The organism is Chryseobacterium sp., assembly GCF_045629545.1.
Classification (GTDB): domain Bacteria; phylum Bacteroidota; class Bacteroidia; order Flavobacteriales; family Weeksellaceae; genus Chryseobacterium.
In genome coordinates this window covers 25,404-44,200 of the sequence record NZ_JAZQRK010000001.1, presented here as the reverse complement: position 1 = coordinate 44,200, position 18,797 = coordinate 25,404, and the positions used below count along the sequence as shown (strand labels likewise).

Genomic DNA, 18,797 nt, shown 5'->3' with positions numbered 1-18,797 from the left:
TCATCAACTAAAAAACTTTCAAACCATTATAATACGTTTAACGTTTGTTCTTTTATTTTTTCTAGATCATCTTTCATCATCACCACCAATTTTTGGATTTCTGCATGGTTCGCTTTAGATCCTAGTGTATTGATTTCTCTACCAATTTCCTGAGAGATAAATCCTAGTTTTTTACCATTAAAGTTTTCATTTTGCATTACCTCAGTATAATATTTAAGATGCTGCGCCAATCTTACTTTCTCTTCAGAAATATCCAATTTTTCTGTGTAGTAAGCCATTTCTTGGTAAAAACGGGTTTCATCAATATTTTCAAACTCTTTCAATGTTTTTTGGTAACGCTCTCTTACAGCATTTACTCTAGCTTCTTCATAAGGAATTACCTCAGAAAGATATTTGTCGATATTCAGAATATTCTTTTCTAGTTCTTCGTGCAAAATTTTGCCTTCCGTCTGTCTGAATTCCAAGAACTTTTCTACTGCCGTATTTACAATTTTAGCAAGCGCTTCCCATTCGCCTTCATTCAGCTCGTCTGGTCTAGAAGAGATGGCATCAGGCAAACGTACTGCCATTTTTAGATATTCAAATTCTGGTGCGTCAGACGCGATAGAACGAAGCTCATTCATATAAGAATCAATAAGGTTTTTATTGATTTTCACATCGTTGGATTCTTCAAGATTTTCTAAGTTGATATAGCAATCTACTTTTCCTCTAATTATTTTGTCGTTAAGAATTTTTCTTATTTCAAATTCTTTTTCTTTATATCTTAAAGGAACTTTTATATTCAAATCAAAGCTCTTGCTGTTCAGTGATTTAATATCTATTGAGATTTTTTTTCCTTCAAAAACATCTTCAGCTCTACCAAAGCCGGTCATTGATAAAATCATAGTTTTTTATTGTCTTACAAAGATAAACATTTAAATTAGCACTGTGAAATCTCAAAAGGATTCCATTATATTTATAAAAAAACGATTATCAGCTCATGAAAAATTTGATTTCTGTAGTAGGAACTACTGGTATTGGAAAAACAAAATTGGCGATAGATCTTGCCCAACATTACAATACAGAAATTATCTCTTGCGACTCTCGTCAGTTTTTCAAAGAAATGAAAATTGGGACCGCTACGCCATCATCAGAAGAACTTTCTGCGGCGCCTCATCATTTCATTAGCCATTTGTCTGTACAAGATTACTATTCTATCGGTCAGTTTGAGAAAGATGCATTGCAAAAATTAGAAAAATTATTTCTTACTTACGATGTTGTTGTTATGGTAGGTGGAAGCATGATGTACGAAAAAGCGGTAATTGAAGGTTTAAATGATTTGCCAGAATCGAATGCTGAAAATCAACAAAAATTAGAATCTATCTTTGATGAGCAAGGCATAGAAAAATTGCAAGAAATGCTTGAAGAGCTAGATCCAGAATATTATAATGAAGTAGATATTCATAATCCGAGAAGACTTTTCAGAGCGATAGATATTATTTGGCAAACGGGACAAACTTATTCTGAAAATATAGCAAAGCCAAAAGCAACAAGAAATTTTGTTACCACAAGAATTGGTATACAAGCGCCACGCGAAAAAATATATGAAAGAATAAATCTTAGGGTAGAAAAAATGATGGAAAAGGGACTTTTGGATGAAGTTACAAAACTGGATACTCTTAGAAAATCTAAGGAAGGAAGAGGTTTGGCTTCACTGAATACCGTTGGATATTCTGAAATTTTCAAATATTTCGATGGCGAATGGGATTTGGATTTTGCTATTTCTGAAATTCAAAAAAACTCTAGAAGATTTGCAAAACGTCAACTTACTTGGTATAGAAAAGAAGAAAATATATCTTGGGTGAACTATGAAAATCCATTACAAGAATCATTATCTTTGCTAAAGCATAAAATTTTGTAGGAAAATAGTAATTTTACCTCGATGTTTTTTTGTTTTTTTATTCAATTTTAAAATTAAAATATTATGTCAGATACAGCTTCTAATATGTTAGCTTTGGGTACGAAAGCTCCATTTTTCGAACTTCCTAATCCTTCAAAATCTAACGATGTACAATCTCTTGAAGATTTGAAAGGAGAAAAAGGAACGTTGGTAATTTTCATGTGTAATCATTGTCCATTTGTACTTCATATAATTGATAAGTTGAATGAATTGTATGAAGATTACAACGAGAGAGGGATAGAGTTTATTGCTATAAATTCTAATGACTTTGAAAAGTATCCTGCAGATTCTCCAGAAAAAATGATTGAATTCCAGATTGAAAGAAACTTTGATTTCCCTTATTTATTAGACGAAAGTCAGGCAGTTGCAAAAGCTTACGAAGCAGCTTGCACGCCAGATTTCTTTTTCTTTGATGATAAATTAGACCTTATCTACAGAGGACAAATGGACGATTCTAGACCAGGAAATAACAAAGATATTACAGGTGAAGATCTTATTATTGCTTTCGAAAACTTATTGTTGGAAGAGCCTCAGGAGGAAATCCAAAGACCAAGCATGGGTTGCAATATCAAGTGGAAATAGCCTTTAGCTTATAAAAATAGAAAACCGTCAGAAATCTCTGACGGTTTTTTTTGTTTTTCAGATTGTAATGTGAAGAATCTTATTTAGATTCCTCCTTCGTCGGAATGACAACGTGTGTAAGAAATAATTTTGTCATTCAGAGCGTAATGCAATGGAGCGAAGAATCTTTCTCTTTTTTTAATAATTATTCTTTTGTCTTGAAACAAAAGAATCAAAATTGCCTCAGCTTTTTTATTTTTTAAAATTTTGAATCGGCGAATCTTCGATTTCAAGACTGAAAACTCAGTCTAAAAATGAAACTCATTTTCTAAAATTCCCAATATTGATTCCCGATGGTCGTCGAACCACTTCGCTAGGTTTTAAACGGAATTAACTTTTGGATGAACCCAATACATTATTGCGGTTCTTCAAACAGTAGGAATTTCTTAACGAAACTGATTTCCAATTTCTTAATGCCTTCGCATCCTAAGTCAATCTGTGCGTGTTTAAATTATTAATTAATGAGATTCCTCCTTCGTCGGAATGACAACGTGTGTGAGAAATAATTTTGTCATTCAGAGCGAAACGGAGTGGAGCGAAGAATCTTTTTAGATTTCTTCATTCGTTGGAATGACATCGTAGTGTATTTATTTTAGCCGTGATTGGCGCGGCATCCTTTTTTAGGTGGCTGAGCGGAGCCGAAGAAACCAAAAAAAGATACAGCAGAAAGCACGAATAGCTCCCAATAAAAGCTGAGTTATCGAAATAATCTCAGCTTTTTGTATGTTAGTTGGGGATTTGTATTTATTTTAAAAACGGATTGTGTAGTTTTTCAAAACCAATGGAAGTTGGATTTCCATGTCCAGAGAAAACTTGTGTAGAGTCCTCTAAAACGAATAATTTAGTTTTAATTCCGTTGATTAGCAAATCGTAATCTCCTTTGTACAAATCTGTTCTACCAATGCTTCCTTCAAACAAAACATCACCAGAAATCATAAAATTTTGAGTTTTGTTGTGGTAAACAATACTTCCTGGTGAATGCCCTGGAACGTGATAAATATTGAATTTTTCGCCATCGAAATCTAATGTTTCACCTTCATTTATATATTCTATGTTTACTTTTACGGCAGGAACCTGAAAGCCAAATCTAATGCCACTCGCTTGCAACATATCCAAAACTTCTTGGTCGTCCTTATGCATCGTTACAGGAACTTTGTAAGTGTCGAAAGCCCATTGTAAGCCCAAAACGTGATCGATATGAGCGTGAGTAAGAAGTATTTTATTGATTTTCAGCTCATTTTCTGTAATGAAATCCGCAATGCGTTTTGTTTCTTGCTCATTCATATTACCTGGATCTATCAGCCATGCATTTTTGTTTTCATTAAATAAGATGTAGGTATTTTCGCTTGCGAAATTGCATACAAAAGCTTGTATTTGAAACATAAGTGATTATTTTTTATCATCAAAAGTACGATAATCTTACCAAAATGGCTATTTTTCTCTATCTTCGTAGAAATGAAAACATTATCACTTATTTTATGTACTATTGGAAGTCTTTCATTTGGGCAAAAAATCCAAAGTATACAATTATTTAATCCTCAGACTAATGACGAAACGCCTGTGATTACGATGAATCAACAGTTGGTTTTAAGTTTTGATGATCTTACTAATTCTAGCGAAATCTACCGATATACCTTCAAGCATTATGATAGGAATTGGCAGGAAGACCACTTGTTTTTTACAGAAATTGCAAATGGAAGCATGAATGCTTTGCTAGATCAATTTCAATATTCATTCAATACAATGCAAGCGTACACGCATTATACCTTGAAGTTTCCAAATGAAAAAATTCAGCCCAAAATATCTGGAAATTTTGAGATTATAGTGTACAAAGAATCTGTGGATAGACCCATACTGACCAAGAGATTTTATGTAGTAGAAGACCAAGCCAATGTTGGTCTAAAGGTATCTAGAATTTCGGATGCCAAAAATCCTAATATCAACCAAAGGGTAGAAGTACAAGTAACTTCCAAAGGTGGAGATTTGACGTCTAATGTAAATTCTATGACGCTGAATGTTGCCCAAAACAACAATATGTCAGCAACAGTAGAAAACTTAAAACCTAGTTCAACATTGGGAAGTCAATTGCTTTTCCAGCAGATGAATTTGGCTTTTCCTGGTAATAATGAGTTTTATTATTTCGACAATAAAAACATGAAAATGGCTGCAGATATGGTGAGAGAAACAGGTGAAAAAGATGGAGTGAATCACACTTTTTTGCATCCTGTTTGGGCTTTTCCCCTTAATTATCAGTATCAACCAGACGTTAATGGTGCGTACTATTTCCGTAGAAATGATCTTGGATTGGAGAGAAATGCAGAACGTGAGGCAGATTATGCTTGGGTTTACTTTTCTTTAGATTCAGATCCTATTGGGAAGGAAATCTACGTAGTTGGTGGTTTTAATGATTTTAAAGCTAGCCAAGAGAACTTGATGATTTATGATGAAACAGCTAAAAAATATGTTGCAAAATTATATCTTAAACAAGGATTTTATAATTATATTTTGGCAACTAAAGAGAGCAATGGAAAGCTGAATTTGGGTGAAATCAACGGTAATTTTTGGCAAACAGAAAATCTATATCAAGGGTTTTTGTATTACAAACCATTTGGTAGAAATTATGATGGATTGCTTGGTTACGGAGAATTCCGAACGCCTGTGAAATAAAAGATTTTGTTTAAACATAAAAAATGGCACTCGATAAATCAAGTGCCATTTCTGTTATTATAAAGTGAAGTATTTTTAAGCCAAATAAAACTCAGCCAATTTTTCTTCACACAATGTTTTTACTACGTCTATCCATCGGTCTTCATCATTAAGACAAGGGATATAATGGAAGTTTTCTCCGCCTCCGTGCAAAAACTGTTCTTTTCCTTCTACTGAAATTTCTTCCAAAGTTTCTAGACAATCTGAAACGAAAGCTGGGCAAACCACCACAAGATTTTTCACTCCTTTTTTAGAAATATTCATCAAAGTTTCGTCTGTATAAGGCTCCATCCATTTGTCATTACCCAATCTCGACTGAAACGATACAATGGTTTTATCTTTAGAAATATTCAGTCTTTCAATCACAGATTCTGTAGTTTTGAAACATTGGTGACGGTAACAAAACTGGTGACTCGGATTACTTTCTCTAGAACAACAATCGTTCAGGTTACACGTTTTCGTAGGGTCGGTTTTGTAGATATGTCTTTCTGGAACGCCATGATAAGAAAACTGCAAAGCATCATAATTCTCAGGCAATTTTTCCTTTATACTTTCCGCCAAACAATCTAGATAGATTTCGCGGTTATAGAAAGGCTGCACATAATTGATTTTGATGTCCTTAAATTTTTTCTTTCTTACTTCCTCCGCTTTATCAATCACGGTTTCTGTAGTACTCATCGCGTATTGCGGATAGAGTGGGAAAAGTACAATCTCCGTCACACCTTGGTCTACCAATTTTTTTATTCCCGATTCAATACTCGGTTCTGCATATCGCATCCCAATTTCTACAGGAATATCTACCAGATTTTGCAGTTTTTTTTGTATATTTTTTGTAATTACAATCAAAGGTGAGCCTTCAGGAGTCCAAACGGTTTTGTACGCCTCTGCAGATTTTGGTGGTCGGGTGTTCAAGATGATTCCTTGTACCAAGAGCGCACGAAAAAACCATCGGTAATCGATCACTTTTTCATCCATCAAAAACTCGTCAAGATACTCTTTTACATCCTTTACCTCTGTAGATTTTGGCGATCCCAGATTTACCAACAAAATTCCTTTTTTAGACATATTTTATTTATTTGGGCGCCTTTTCCACCTTCCACTCCCGCTTTTTTGTTTCGCTGCGCTACACAAAAAGAGCTTCGTTCAAGTCGGGGCGCAATACCATTACATTTATTTATTATCAAAGAAAGTTTTTCTAGTAAGAACTATTTTTCTACCTCAAACTTCTCATTGTACCCATTTTATCCGTTTACCGCTTCCACTTTTTCTACCAAGTCTGGTAAAAATTGCTTCAAGATATTTTCTATACCACCTTTCAGAGTAGCTGTAGAACTTGGGCATCCAGAGCAAGATCCTTGCAATAGCATTCTTGCCGTTTTAGATTCTTTTACATATTCCATCAAAGAGATTTTTCCCCCATCATTTTCTACTGCTGGTGCTACGTATTCGTTCAATACATCAGATATTTTTTGTTCATCTTCTGTATAATCTCTGTTGATAATCTGCTCTACTGGGTTTTCGTGTTTCTGAGATACAATATTAGATATTGCGCCACCATTCTGTAGGTATTCTGCGATATAACCACGTACTGCCATCATCACTTGGTGCCATTCTACAGAATTATCACGAGTTACTGATACAAAATTATCCGAAATGAAAACTTCCTTAGCAAAATCAAATTCCTTCAAGATTGCTTCAGCCAAAGGTACACCTTCCGCTTGTTCTAGAGATTTTACTTCCACAAAACCATCCATCAACATCATGCTCGATACAAACTTCATTGCATTCGGGTTTGGTGTCATTTCAGCATAGATTTGGTACATCTCTTTTTTCTTCTGAAGATAGATTCTTGGGTTTGCCAATAGTTCGTCCTCAATTACATTTTTCAAGCTTTCTACTACATGTTCCCATTCTACAGTATCTTGTTTTGCTATCGCAACAAAGTTGGCTGTTATAAAAACTCTTTCTACAAAAGGATAGTTGAAAAGCTCTTGTGCAAGAGGAATCTCTGATATATCTGAAGTTCTATCTAGTTCTAAAGACCCAGGAATCAAATTGTAGTCGGCTACAAATTTCATCACTTTTGGGTTTTCTGTTGGTTCTATAAGAATCGTACGCATTTTTTCTTTAAATTTGAGATACAAAAATACGGATAAGAAGTTAGAAGTATAGAGATAACATTTAGATTTTTGCTATAACTATAATTTATAAGTAATGATTCCGAATTTATTTTTTCAAATAGACTCATTTTAAATTTTCAAAATAATATTAAATGGCACTGATAAAAGAACTTTTAGGAAAAACTCCACAAATCGGAGAGAACGCATTTCTTGCTGAGACGGCAACCATTATTGGTGATGTTGTAATGGGCAAAGATTGCAGTATTTGGTATAATGCTGTGATACGTGGCGATGTGAATTTTATCAAGTTGGGAGACAAAGTGAATGTACAAGACAACGCGATGTTGCATTGCACTTTCGAAAAATTTCCTTTAGAGATTGGTAACAATGTATCTATTGGGCACAATGCCATTGTACACGGATGCGTTATCAAAGACAATGTGCTTATTGGGATGGGGTCTATTGTGATGGACGATTGCTTGATAGAAGAAAATTCTATAGTAGGTGCAGGTTCTGTGGTAACACAAGGAACTCATATCAAATCGGGTGAAGTTTGGGGTGGAGTTCCTGCCAGAAAAATAAAAGATATATCTTCTGCTTTATTAGAAGGCGAAGTGAACCGTATTGCGGATAACTATGTGAAGTATTCTTCTTGGTATAAAGATTAAAATTTTATAATGTTGCAGAATGATTAATAAATTAATTCTGCAACACCTTCCTGACAAACAATTGCCTTTGGCTCTTCAGGCATTACACAATCTGAGGTAATTTGAAATTTTGTATTGTACTCTTGCATTTTATGAGTGTATGCTTCAATTTTTGGTAATAATAAAACCGCTTTATATTTAGGATAGGCAATATATTTTTCTGGACCACCACAAGGCTTTGAACCTAATGGAGAAATAGCCCAATCTGCAGAACTTTTACAAATTTCTTTACTGATCTCCTTTTCTATATCTGTCTCCAACTGCTCTAATACTCCTAATTGAAACTTTTGAACAGTTTCATCAAGTGGCTTCTCTGAAATATCTTTTGGTAAAGTGTCTAGATCGATACCTTTTTTAGTAAAACATGATATAACGGATAGTGTTGTGAATAGGCCGATAAAAGTGGTTTTGACGATACGATTATACATAAATTATTTTTTTTACAAGCATCAAAGTTTATGCCTTCATCAGTTTTTCCGTAAGTTTGCAATGATGAATAATCATTTTTTTGACTTAATAGAGCACACCAATAGAAGTGTTTTTCTTACAGGAAAAGCAGGAACAGGTAAGACAACATTCTTAAATGAATTTGTAAAGAAAACTAAGAAAAAGCACATTGTTGTGGCTCCCACGGGGATTGCTGCCATTAATGCTGGAGGCGTTACCATACATTCTATGTTTGGGCTGCCTTTGCGTACCTTTTTGCCTACCACAGATCGTGTAAATGGAAGCGTTGCGATGAATATTGCTGATCTGATGCAGCACTTCAAATACCGAAAAGATAAGTTGAAGCTTTTACGAGAAGTTGAAGTTCTTATTATTGATGAGGTTTCTATGTTGCGCGCAGACGTTTTAGATATGATGGATTTTTCTTTGCGTTTTATCCGCAGAGATGCCCAAAGATTTGGTGGTGTACAGATGTTATTTATAGGAGATCTATATCAGCTTCCTCCTGTGGTAAGAGATGAGCACGTTATGAAACAATTTTATCCCTCACCATTCTTTTTTGAAAGTCATGCATTGAAGGAAGTTCCGTTGGTAACCATAGAGCTTACCAAAGTGTATAGACAATCGGATGAAGATTTTCTAGAAATTCTTAATTCTATCCGAGATGGAGAAGTAGGAAATATTGATTTTGAGGAACTCAACAAAAGATACGACCCTGATTTTGATGCTGGTGAAGAACCTTATGTTTATTTGTGTTCTCACAATAAAATGGCAGACGACATCAATCAGAAAAAATTGGCAGAAATAAAAGTAGATCCTTCTACATATGAAGCCAAATTATTTGGAGAATTCAAAGAAAACCAATATCCCAACGAGCAATTTTTGGAGCTTAAGATGGGTGCTCAAGTGATGTTTATCCGAAATGATATCTCACCCGATAAAAAATACTTCAATGGTAAATTGGGTGAAATTTCTGGTCTGGATGAAAATGAAATAAAAGTAGTCCTAGAAGGAAGCGAACAAGAAATTACCGTAAAAAGAGAGGTTTGGGAACAAAAAAAATATTCTTTAGATAACGAAAAAAATATTAAAGAAGAAGTCTTAGGAAGCTTTGAACAGTTTCCTGTAAAATTAGCTTGGGCGGTTACGATACATAAAAGTCAGGGATTAACCTTTGATAAAGTAATTATTGATGCAGGAAAAAGTTTTACCGCTGGTCAAGTTTATGTTGCCTTATCTCGATGTAGAACTTTAGAAGGAATTGTTTTGAAATCTAAAATTACACCTGAAGTTATTTTTAAAGACAATAGGATTTTACAATTTCAAGATAGTTCTTTGGCAAATGATCATGTAGAACAAATATTGGATCAAGAGAAGTATGATTACAGCATCAAAAAAGTGTTAAGGTTGATAGACTCTCGATGGCTCTTCAATGAATTAGAAGCGTGGAACAGACTTTCTCTAGCTACCAAAAGTATTGATACCACAAGAACCAACCAATTGTATCTTCAGTTGAAACATGAAACCGCACAGCTTGGGAAAATATCAGAAAAATTAGAAAAAATTCTATTTCAAAAAGTCAATTTATTTATTCATAAAAAAGAGGAATGGATAGAAATTGAAAATAAGACGAAGGGTGCTGTTAATTTCTTCTTCAATGAAATTAGGAGTAAAATTTTTAGTCCCTTAAAAGAATTTTACGCTGAAATAAAAGGCGTAAAAGGTCTAAAAAATTACAACGAAGAATACAGAAGTTGGCTAGAAGATATCGAAGATTATCTGAATGGTTTGAAGGGAAGTTACCTTTTGGAAACTAAACTTTTAGAGGAAAAAAACGATAAGGAAGTCAGCATGAAAATAGCAAAAGTTCCCTCTCAGGTTCTCACATTTCAATTGTTTGAAAAAGGAAAAACAATTTCTGAAATTGCTTTAGAAAGAGGTTTGGTAAAGGAAACCGTGTTTGGTCATCTGGCGAGGTTTGCAGAACAAGGTTTGTTGGATATTTCTAGAGTGATAACTTCGGATAAAATTAAAATATTCGAAAAAGAATTTAAAACCGCTCCACACGAAACACTGACCGAATGGAAATCTGCTTTGCCTAATGATTTTGAATTTAGCGAAATCCGAATTTTAATCAATCATTACAATTATCAGAAAAATAAAAATTAGGAGTATTTTTGATTTAAGATTTTTGATTTATCGATTTGATAATTCTTACATTTAACAGATTTTAAAATCTACTTGATGGTTATTAAAAATATTATATAGCACAAAACAATTTTTAAAGAAACTATTAAATTCGATAGTTATCATCAGCATATCATCATTAAGGTTATCAATATAAATACGCTTCAAATAAAATAAGAAGTGGTAAATTTGTAAATGTTTTTTCTCTTATGAAAAGATAAAATTTAATGAAAAAATTCGATATATCTGTTTTAGATCTTGCACCCGTAAAGCAAGGTAAAAGCATTCACCATACATTTCAAGATAGCTTATCGCTTGCCAATTTTACAGAAATTTTAGACTACAAAAGGTTTTGGCTTGCAGAACATCATAATATGGAAAGTATTGCGAGTTCTGCAACCTCTGTACTTATAGGTTTTATTGCTAATGGTACCAAAAAGATAAAAGTAGGATCAGGCGGTATTATGTTGCCCAACCACAGTTCCTTAGTGATTGCCGAACAATTCGGTACATTAGAATCTCTTTTTCCGGGGAGAATAGATTTGGGTGTTGGGAGAGCTCCTGGTACAGATGGAATTACCGCTCAAGCTTTGGGTAGAAATCCTGCGAGCATTAATGAGCAATTTCCTAGACAAATTTTAGAACTACAAAGATATTTCTCCAAAGAAAATTGCGAGGCATTGGTTCGAGCTTTTCCTGGAGAAGGTTTAGATATTCCTATTTATATTTTGGGTTCTAGTACAGATAGCGCTTGGTTGGCTGCCGAGTTGGGCTTGCCATATTCTTTTGCTGGACATTTCGCGCCAGATCAGATGGAGATGGCCTTCAATATTTATAGACAACATTTTCAGCCTTCTGCACAACTTCAAAAACCTTATATTATGTCTTGTGTGAATGCTGTAGCTGCTGAAACTTCAGATGAAGCTCATTATTTGGCAACCACATTATTTCAAGCTTTTGTAAACATTATTCGTAACGATAGAAAGCCTTTCCCTGCTCCCATAGAAGATATGGATGATATCTGGTCTACTTCCGAAAAACAAATGGTTTTGAGAATGCTAAAATTAAGCTTCATTGGTGATCAATCTGAAATTGAAGAACAATTGAAAAGCTTTCAAGAAAAATTTCAGGTAGACGAATTGATGGTAAATTCTCACGTTTTCGATCATGAGAAAAGATTACAATCTTACCAAATAATAAGAAATGCAGTAGATGCATTGTCAATTGCATAACAAACAAATGATAATAATTGGAAGATGCTTTTATTGTAAGTATCTTTGTCTAAATTTTTAGTAAAAATGTCTGATATTAAATTAAATACTATTGCAGAGGCTATAGAAGACCTTAAAAATGGTAAAATAATCATAGTGGTAGATGATGAAGATAGAGAGAATGAAGGTGATTTTCTTTGTGCTGCCGAACTTACAACGCCAGAAATCATCAACTTTATGGCTTTACACGGTAGAGGGCTTATCTGTATGCCACTTCCAGAAAAAAGATGTGATGAGCTAGGTTTAGATATCATGGTGAGCAGAAGTAGCGACCCAAAAGAAACTGCATTTACGGTTTCTGTAGACCTTCTAGGTGACGGCACTTCTACAGGGATTTCTGCAGGAGACAGAGCCAAAACTATCTTGGCACTTATGGCTGATAAGGCAAAACCTACAGACTTTATGAGACCAGGACACATCTTCCCGTTGCGAGCAAAAAAAGGAGGTGTACTGAAAAGAGCAGGCCATACCGAAGCTGCCATTGATCTTACAAGCCTTGCTGGATTGAAAGAAGGTGGTGTTATCTGTGAAATAATGAATGAAGATGGAAGTATGTCTCGTTTGCCAGAATTATCTGCATTTGCACAAAAACACAATATGAAGATTGTTTCTATAGAAGACCTTATTCATTACCAACTGAAGAAAGGAAATCTTATTGATAGAATTGAAGAAAGAAAAGTAAAAACTCACTACGGTGAATTCGATTTTTTTGCTTTCAGAGAAACTTCTACAGACCAAATACACTTTGCTTTAACGAAAGGAAGCTGGGCAGTAGACGAACCTGTGATGGTAAGAGTACAGTCTTCAGATTCTTATTTTGATGTTCTTACTAGACTGAATAATGGCGAAGCTCCATTGTTGGAAAAAGTAACAAATATGATTAACGCAGAAGGTAAAGGTGCACTTATTTTCATTAATAATGTTTCTAATTCTGAAAACACGCTGAGAAAATTACAACAATTTTTGAATTTCCAAGACGGACAAGTAAAACGTCCTACCTTGGCTTATAATTATAGAGATTATGGTATAGGAACTCAGATTCTGAAAAACTTAGGAATCAACAAATTCAAGGTGATTACACAAAATCCTGCAATAAAACCTCAAGTTTCTGGTTACGATGTGGAAGTAACGGAGATGGTACAATTATAAATTGAGATTACCTCAAGAGTCAAGAAAAGCCTGAAATTATTTTCAGGCTTTTCTATTTTTATAGGATAGCGCTTTACTTAAGACAAACTTATCTCGTCAAAATTTCTAAAACCATTTAGGAAATCTTTTACATTCATTCTTTTCTTGCCTTCCAATTGAAGTTCTTGTGGAAAATAAACTCCATCTTTTGTGAAAATTTTAAACTCACTTTTAGAAATTTCTAAACTTGGAACTGATTGATTGTGTTCTAAGATTTCAAATTTTCCATCGTATATTTTTAATCCTTTATCATCGTTGCCAATTTTTAAAGTGGTAAAAGCCGCAGGATACGGAGACATTCCCAAGATGAATTGATGTACTTCTTTCGTAGATTTTGCCCAATCTATTTTTGTATCCTCTTTAAAGATTTTAAACGCATTTTTAGGTTCAGCCACTTCTGGTTGAGGTTTTTCTATGATAGAATTTTCCGCCAATCCGTCCAAAGTTTTTACAATAAGTCCGGCTCCCATTTCCATCAATCGATCGTGTAGACTTCCAGCATTTTCGTTAGGAAGAATATCCAATTCTTGTTGCAGAAGAATATTTCCTTCATCTATTTTTTCATTAATGAAAAAAGTAGTTGCACCCGTTTTCTCCTCTCCATTAATCACAGCAAAATTGATAGGTGCCGCACCTCTGTAGTCTGGAAGTAGGGAAGCATGTAGATTGAAAGTTCCCAATTCAGGCATTTCAAATAATATTTTCGGCATCATCCTAAAGGCAACCACCACAAAAATATCAGCGTTTAAATTTTTTATTTGTTCTAAAAATTCCGGATTTCTTAGTTTTTCAGGTTGTAAAACAGTAAGATTATTTTCTACAGCATAGATTTTCACTGCAGATTGATTAATCTTTTGTCCACGGCCACTTGCCTTATCAGCAACGGTTACAACGCCTACAACGTCATGATTGGATTGATGAATGGCTTCCAAAGATGTTTTTGCAAATTCTGGAGTACCAAAAAAAACGACTTTCAATGATTTCATTTTACAAAGATAAGGCTTTTACAAAATAATTTCAACTAGCAATTGTAAATGAAGAATTCTTACGCGATTGCATAAGTTCTGAAATTGAGCATTTTAATTTTGCCAGAATCTAAAAGATAAATTAGATTTTCTAGTATTTTCTCTTTACTGTGATAATGTAGTTTAACAGTAATTTCCTCTATCGTTGCAGGATTTTTAGCTAGTAAGTGGAGCAATGCATCATGTACATTTCTACCAAATATGATTTGCTTATTTTTTACACAAACCGAACAGTGACCACAATTTTTAGTAAATTTTTCTCCAAAATAAGAAAGGATGAGTTTCATTTTGCAATGATGATTATCCTCAATGAAATACTTCATCTCTTCCCATTTTTGAATTTTATTTTTCTGAATATGTTCAAACAAATTCCAATAGATTCCACCAATAGCTCGTTCATCACGAGGTTTCAAAAACTTCACGCTCGCTAACGCTCCATCTATATATTCTAGATACTTGTTTTGCATTAGTTCTTTTAGTCTTTCTTTTATTAATGGGACGCTTGAACCAATTTTGTTACTTAAGTTTTGTTCACTAAACATCACTTTGTGCGTAGTAATACCAGAAACTGAACGCAAAAGAAGTTCTATAAAGTAGGCATCTTTTCTAGGAAGTTGATCAATCTCATCAGCTTTGATGAGAAGTTCTAAAGAGGATAAGCTTTTGTTGTTATTGTAATAAATAATCTCCTGGGTGTGTAGGAAATTGAGGATATTTTTTATTTTGGATAAAGAGAGCTTGGTAAAATTTTGAATTCCCGTCATATTCAGCTGAAATGAATTTTCGGGCAATTCAAATTCCGCTACCTGAAAAATAGAGTAGAGGTAACTAATGGTTTTCAAAAATTCAGCTTTATTAGGAATTTGATTTTTTAAAATTTGATTAAAATTGAGCAGCTCTTGCTGATCCCATAGGAGAAAACCATAGCTACTTTTACCGTCTCTACCCGCTCTACCAATTTCTTGGTAATAATTTTCTATAGACTGTGCAGGGGAGAAGTGGATGACAAATCTTACATTGTCTTTATCTATTCCCATCCCAAACGCATTTGTAGAAATCAGTACATTATTAGTACTACTGTTCCAAAAATTTTGTTTAGCATTTTTGTCCTTAGTAGAAATTCCGGCGTGAAAATAATCTACATTCGAAATTTGATTTCTATGTAAATATTCGGTCAACTGTTCCGCCTCTTTTCTCGTTCTAACATAGATAATTCCGGGTTCAGTAGCATATTTCAAAATGGTATAAACTCGAGAATACTTATCTGAAAGTTCTTCTGTAAAAATTTTAATATTAGTTCTTTTAAAACTTTTCTGGAAAATAGCAGGATTTTTAAGCTCTAGCTTATTTTTTATTTCATCTAAAACCTTCGGTGTAGCAGTTGCAGTAAGTGCTATACACGGGATCTTAGGATTATTTTTTCTAAATTCTTTAATGTTTTGATAACTCGGACGAAAATCTTGTCCCCATTCTGAAATACAATGTGCCTCATCCACCGCAATAAATGAGAGTTGAATCTCTTCTATATTTTGAATAAAAAACTTGTTGGTAAGCCTTTCTGGCGACACATAAAGCAATTTGGTAAGCCCATCTTTGCATCTATTGAAAATAACTTCAGCATCGAAATCATCCAACTCAGATGATAAGTATTCCGCTTCTATCCCTTTGTATTTTAGATGGTTTACCTGATCTTTCATCAAGGCTAATAGGGGAGAGACTACCAAGCAAACGCCTTCTTGAAATAACGCAGGCAATTGGAAGCACAAAGATTTTCCTGCTCCAGTTGGCAAAAGTACCAATGTGTCTTTGGCTGATAAAATAGAATCGATTATGTCTTCTTGGGCATCTCTGAATGTGGAATGTCCCCAAAAATGTTTAAGGGTTTTTATTTTTAAATTTTGAAAATCTTCGCGAGAAATCATAATGGAAAATTGATACTCTAATATAACAAAAAAAGTCACGCAATAGATGCGTGACTTATAAATATAAAGAGTGTTTATTATTTCGCTTCGAAATAAACTCTTCTGTTTGCTTTGTTTTTCCATTCTGGACACTTAGTAGCAGGGTCACATTCAGGATATTTAAGATCTTTTTCACCTCTTCCTTCTGCGTTTAGTTTAGAAGATTCTACTCCATTTTTCACTAAATAGTCTTTTACACTATTAGCTCTTCTTTCAGAAAGTTTTTGGTTATAAGCATCAGACGCTCTTGTATCAGTAGCACCAATCACAGTATAAGTACCATTAGAAGAATTAATATAACTTACAGCGTTATTAAGAATTGGCGTGTTAGATGGTAAAATTCTGTCAGAATTTAACTCGAATTCAATACCCTCCATAGAAGTAGTTTCTTCTTTTACAACACCTGCAGGCGCTACTGGAGTTGTAGGACATCCGTTGTTTTCTACAGGTCCAGGCACTGTTACACACTGATCGTACAGATCAATTACACCATCAAGATCAGTATCTAATGCAACACCAGCTCCATCTACTCTTGCACCAGCAGGAGTATTAAGCTGTCTGTCCCAATCGTCACAAACTCCATCATTATCGGCATCTCCTTTTTTACAAACTTCGATATCCATGTTTTTATTAGCAAGAACATCCAATTTGTAGTACATTTCTTGTAATGGATCATGCCACATTAGGTGAGATTCGTGTTTTCCTAATTTTACTGATAAACCAACAGTTGCATTGAAGAAGTTATCTGATATTTGATCTTCTCTCTTGTTGATATCACTGTATTGAGCACCACCACCGTCAAATGAATCGTCGCCAGTAACTACATACATTACTCTACCCTCAAGATCAATTCTATTATTTACTTTAAATTTTAGACCCGCACCTGCTTGACCAAATAAAGAATTTAGCTTAAATGGCTTTATCTCAGTCATTAATCTTTGTCCAGCTGCATCTTTTTGGTAAGCTCTATAGGCTAAAGTACCTACTCCAGCATATCCATGTAAAGCCCATCTGTACGTAGACTTATTATCTACTCTCCTTAGAAGATTAGAAAAATTGATGTCTCCTAATAGTGAGATTGCATCATACTGAGTTCTTGCACCCACTTCTTGGTATGAAGTTGCAGAAGGAGCAGGATCTTTCGTACTGAACCATCCTTGTCTAGTTTCTCCTCTATCATATTGAAGATTAATACCAAATGCATGTGTGATAGCTTTATCAATACTTACATAAGCAGAATAACCAAGAAGGTTTTTACCATTACCATTTTTAATAGATGTAAGATCGGCTGATTGTACTAAGGGTACACCTGCACCGAATGAAACCGCCCAATCATTGAATCTCTTCGATTTTTGTGTAAATGGAGATACATTCGCAGATCCAGAAGAAAAAGTGTTCGGATATTCACCATTCGAAACTGCTGTTGAGTCCTGTGCAAAACCAACTGTAGGTACAGCTAGTGCTAATGCAACAATTGCTAAACTTAATTTCATAATATTTGTATTTGTTATTTAATTAATTGTTATTATTTATTATTTAGGACAGCCGTTATTATCAGCAGATCCCGGAACTGTTACACAATTGTCATACAAATCAATAACACTATCTAGATCCATATCCAATGCAATTCCTGATCCATCAACTCTCGCACCTGCAGGAGTAGTGAGTTCTCTATCCCAGTCGTCACAAACACCATCATTGTCCATGTCTCCCTTTTCACACACTACAAGATCCTGTGTTGTATTTTCTAAGACGTGAGCTCTATAATATACCTCTTGCAAAGGATCATGCCAAGCTAAATGAGAGGAATGTTTTCCTAATTTGAATGAAAGCCCAATATTAAATGACATGGTAGCATCACTATAAGAATCATTGATTAGATTATAATCAATTCTATCAGAGTATTCTCTTCTTTCTCCACCACCATCATATTCTTCATCAAAACTATTCAGGTACATTACTCTACCTTCTATATCTATAAGTTTAGAAATTTTATATTTCAAACCTACACCTGCCTGCATAAAAAATGACTGAATACCTAATTCTTGATCAATCATAATTGGAATTCTAGGAGGATTTGTACTCCATCTAGAAGCATCACCATCAATTAACTCTGTTTTATATCCCATAAATCCACCACCAAGATATCCATGAAGCGCCCATCTGTATGGAGAGTGATTATCTACACGTCTCATCAGATTAGATAAATTGATATCTCCTAGTATAGATACTTGCTGGAATTTCGTCCATGCTGAACCAACACCTGCTGCGGGATTGTTTGGCAATTGAGCTTTTTGGTTGGTTTTTCCAGTTTGGTACTGTAAACTCAATCCAAAAGTATGAGAAATTTGTTTGTCTAAACTTGCGTAGGCATTCCAACCCCAATTGATTTTACCATCATAAAAAGAGGATACATCTGCAAAAGTCATAAATGCAGGACCACCTCCAATAGAGATAGACCAGTCATTATATTTTCTAGAATTGTTATCAAACTTTCTAATATCAGCAGAACCAGAAGAAAAGGTATTGGGATATTGGTCTGAAGTGTATACTGCAAGGCTATCCTGTGCATAAGTTGCAATAGGAAATAATGCTAGTAAAAATAAACCTAATTTCATATTATGT

At 34.3% G+C, this 18,797-nt stretch carries 16 protein-coding genes; 7 read left to right on the top strand and 9 right to left on the bottom strand.

Annotated features, from left to right (window positions below; all coding sequences use genetic code 11):
• Window positions 1-26 precede the first annotated feature (26 nt).
• Window positions 27-884 carry a YicC family protein gene (locus ACKI42_RS00225; RefSeq protein ID WP_407401227.1) on the bottom strand — a complete coding sequence of 286 codons (858 nt, stop codon included), beginning with the start codon at window positions 882-884 and terminating at the stop codon, window positions 27-29.
• Window positions 885-979: 95 nt separating this feature from the next.
• Here ACKI42_RS00225 and miaA point away from each other — a divergent pair, with 95 nt between their 5' ends.
• Both miaA and ACKI42_RS00215 read left to right on the top strand, forming a co-directional pair.
• Window positions 980-1,900 (top strand): tRNA (adenosine(37)-N6)-dimethylallyltransferase MiaA, encoded by a 921-nt coding sequence (gene miaA / locus ACKI42_RS00220; RefSeq protein WP_407401225.1) that lies wholly within the window; start codon window positions 980-982, stop codon window positions 1,898-1,900.
• A gap of 63 nt (window positions 1,901-1,963) precedes the next feature.
• Window positions 1,964-2,521, top strand: a complete 558-nt coding sequence (locus tag ACKI42_RS00215) for a thioredoxin family protein (RefSeq protein WP_407401223.1) — start codon at window positions 1,964-1,966, stop codon at window positions 2,519-2,521.
• Window positions 2,522-3,304: 783 nt separating this feature from the next.
• On the opposite strand, the gene ACKI42_RS00210 is transcribed toward ACKI42_RS00215, so the two are convergent.
• Entirely contained in the window at window positions 3,305-3,943 is a 639-nt protein-coding gene (locus ACKI42_RS00210) for an MBL fold metallo-hydrolase (protein WP_407401221.1), read from the bottom strand.
• A 72-nt stretch (window positions 3,944-4,015) separates the two neighbouring features.
• On the opposite strand from ACKI42_RS00210, the gene ACKI42_RS00205 reads away from it, so the two are divergent.
• Window positions 4,016-5,227 (top strand): DUF5103 domain-containing protein, encoded by a 1,212-nt coding sequence (locus ACKI42_RS00205; RefSeq protein ID WP_407401219.1) that lies wholly within the window; start codon window positions 4,016-4,018, stop codon window positions 5,225-5,227.
• Between the two features lie 75 nt (window positions 5,228-5,302).
• Here the strand turns inward: ACKI42_RS00205 and hemH are convergent, their stop codons facing one another.
• Both hemH and ACKI42_RS00195 read right to left on the bottom strand, forming a co-directional pair.
• Window positions 5,303-6,331 carry a ferrochelatase gene (gene hemH, locus ACKI42_RS00200; RefSeq protein ID WP_407401217.1) on the bottom strand — a complete coding sequence of 343 codons (1,029 nt, stop codon included), beginning with the start codon at window positions 6,329-6,331 and terminating at the stop codon, window positions 5,303-5,305.
• Between the two features lie 176 nt (window positions 6,332-6,507).
• Window positions 6,508-7,386: a NifU family protein gene (locus ACKI42_RS00195; protein WP_407401215.1), complete on the bottom strand. Its 879-nt coding sequence runs from the start codon at window positions 7,384-7,386 to the stop codon at window positions 6,508-6,510.
• Window positions 7,387-7,538: 152 nt separating this feature from the next.
• Between ACKI42_RS00195 and ACKI42_RS00190 the strand changes: the two genes are divergently transcribed.
• Complete coding sequence (locus ACKI42_RS00190; RefSeq protein ID WP_407401213.1) at window positions 7,539-8,054, top strand: gamma carbonic anhydrase family protein; 516 nt, start codon at window positions 7,539-7,541, stop codon at window positions 8,052-8,054.
• Window positions 8,055-8,077: 23 nt separating this feature from the next.
• On the opposite strand, the gene ACKI42_RS00185 is transcribed toward ACKI42_RS00190, so the two are convergent.
• The gene (locus tag ACKI42_RS00185) at window positions 8,078-8,521 is read right to left on the bottom strand and encodes a hypothetical protein (protein ID WP_407401211.1); all 444 of its coding nucleotides are present in this window, start codon (window positions 8,519-8,521) and stop codon (window positions 8,078-8,080) included.
• Between the two features lie 64 nt (window positions 8,522-8,585).
• Here ACKI42_RS00185 and ACKI42_RS00180 point away from each other — a divergent pair, with 64 nt between their 5' ends.
• The 3 genes from ACKI42_RS00180 (at window position 8,586) to ribB (ending at window position 13,147) form a co-directional block, all read left to right on the top strand.
• Window positions 8,586-10,709 (top strand): helix-turn-helix domain-containing protein, encoded by a 2,124-nt coding sequence (locus ACKI42_RS00180; RefSeq protein WP_407401289.1) that lies wholly within the window; start codon window positions 8,586-8,588, stop codon window positions 10,707-10,709.
• A gap of 245 nt (window positions 10,710-10,954) precedes the next feature.
• Window positions 10,955-11,959 carry an LLM class flavin-dependent oxidoreductase gene (locus ACKI42_RS00175; RefSeq protein WP_407401209.1) on the top strand — a complete coding sequence of 335 codons (1,005 nt, stop codon included), beginning with the start codon at window positions 10,955-10,957 and terminating at the stop codon, window positions 11,957-11,959.
• 66 nt (window positions 11,960-12,025) lie between these two features.
• Window positions 12,026-13,147, top strand: coding sequence for a 3,4-dihydroxy-2-butanone-4-phosphate synthase (gene ribB / locus ACKI42_RS00170; RefSeq protein WP_407401207.1), 1,122 nt, complete (start codon window positions 12,026-12,028; stop codon window positions 13,145-13,147).
• 77 nt (window positions 13,148-13,224) lie between these two features.
• Here ribB and fmt read toward each other — a convergent pair whose 3' ends face one another.
• The 4 genes from fmt to ACKI42_RS00150 all read right to left on the bottom strand — a co-directional run bounded on the left by fmt (window position 13,225) and on the right by ACKI42_RS00150 (window position 18,790).
• Window positions 13,225-14,172: a methionyl-tRNA formyltransferase gene (fmt, locus tag ACKI42_RS00165; protein WP_407401205.1), complete on the bottom strand. Its 948-nt coding sequence runs from the start codon at window positions 14,170-14,172 to the stop codon at window positions 13,225-13,227.
• 59 nt (window positions 14,173-14,231) lie between these two features.
• Window positions 14,232-16,133, bottom strand: coding sequence for an ATP-dependent DNA helicase RecQ (locus tag ACKI42_RS00160; protein WP_407401203.1), 1,902 nt, complete (start codon window positions 16,131-16,133; stop codon window positions 14,232-14,234).
• A gap of 77 nt (window positions 16,134-16,210) precedes the next feature.
• Entirely contained in the window at window positions 16,211-17,665 is a 1,455-nt protein-coding gene (locus ACKI42_RS00155) for an OmpA family protein (protein WP_407401201.1), read from the bottom strand.
• A gap of 39 nt (window positions 17,666-17,704) precedes the next feature.
• Window positions 17,705-18,790, bottom strand: a complete 1,086-nt coding sequence (locus ACKI42_RS00150; protein WP_407401199.1) for an OmpA family protein — start codon at window positions 18,788-18,790, stop codon at window positions 17,705-17,707.
• Between the last annotated feature and the right edge of the window lie 7 nt (window positions 18,791-18,797).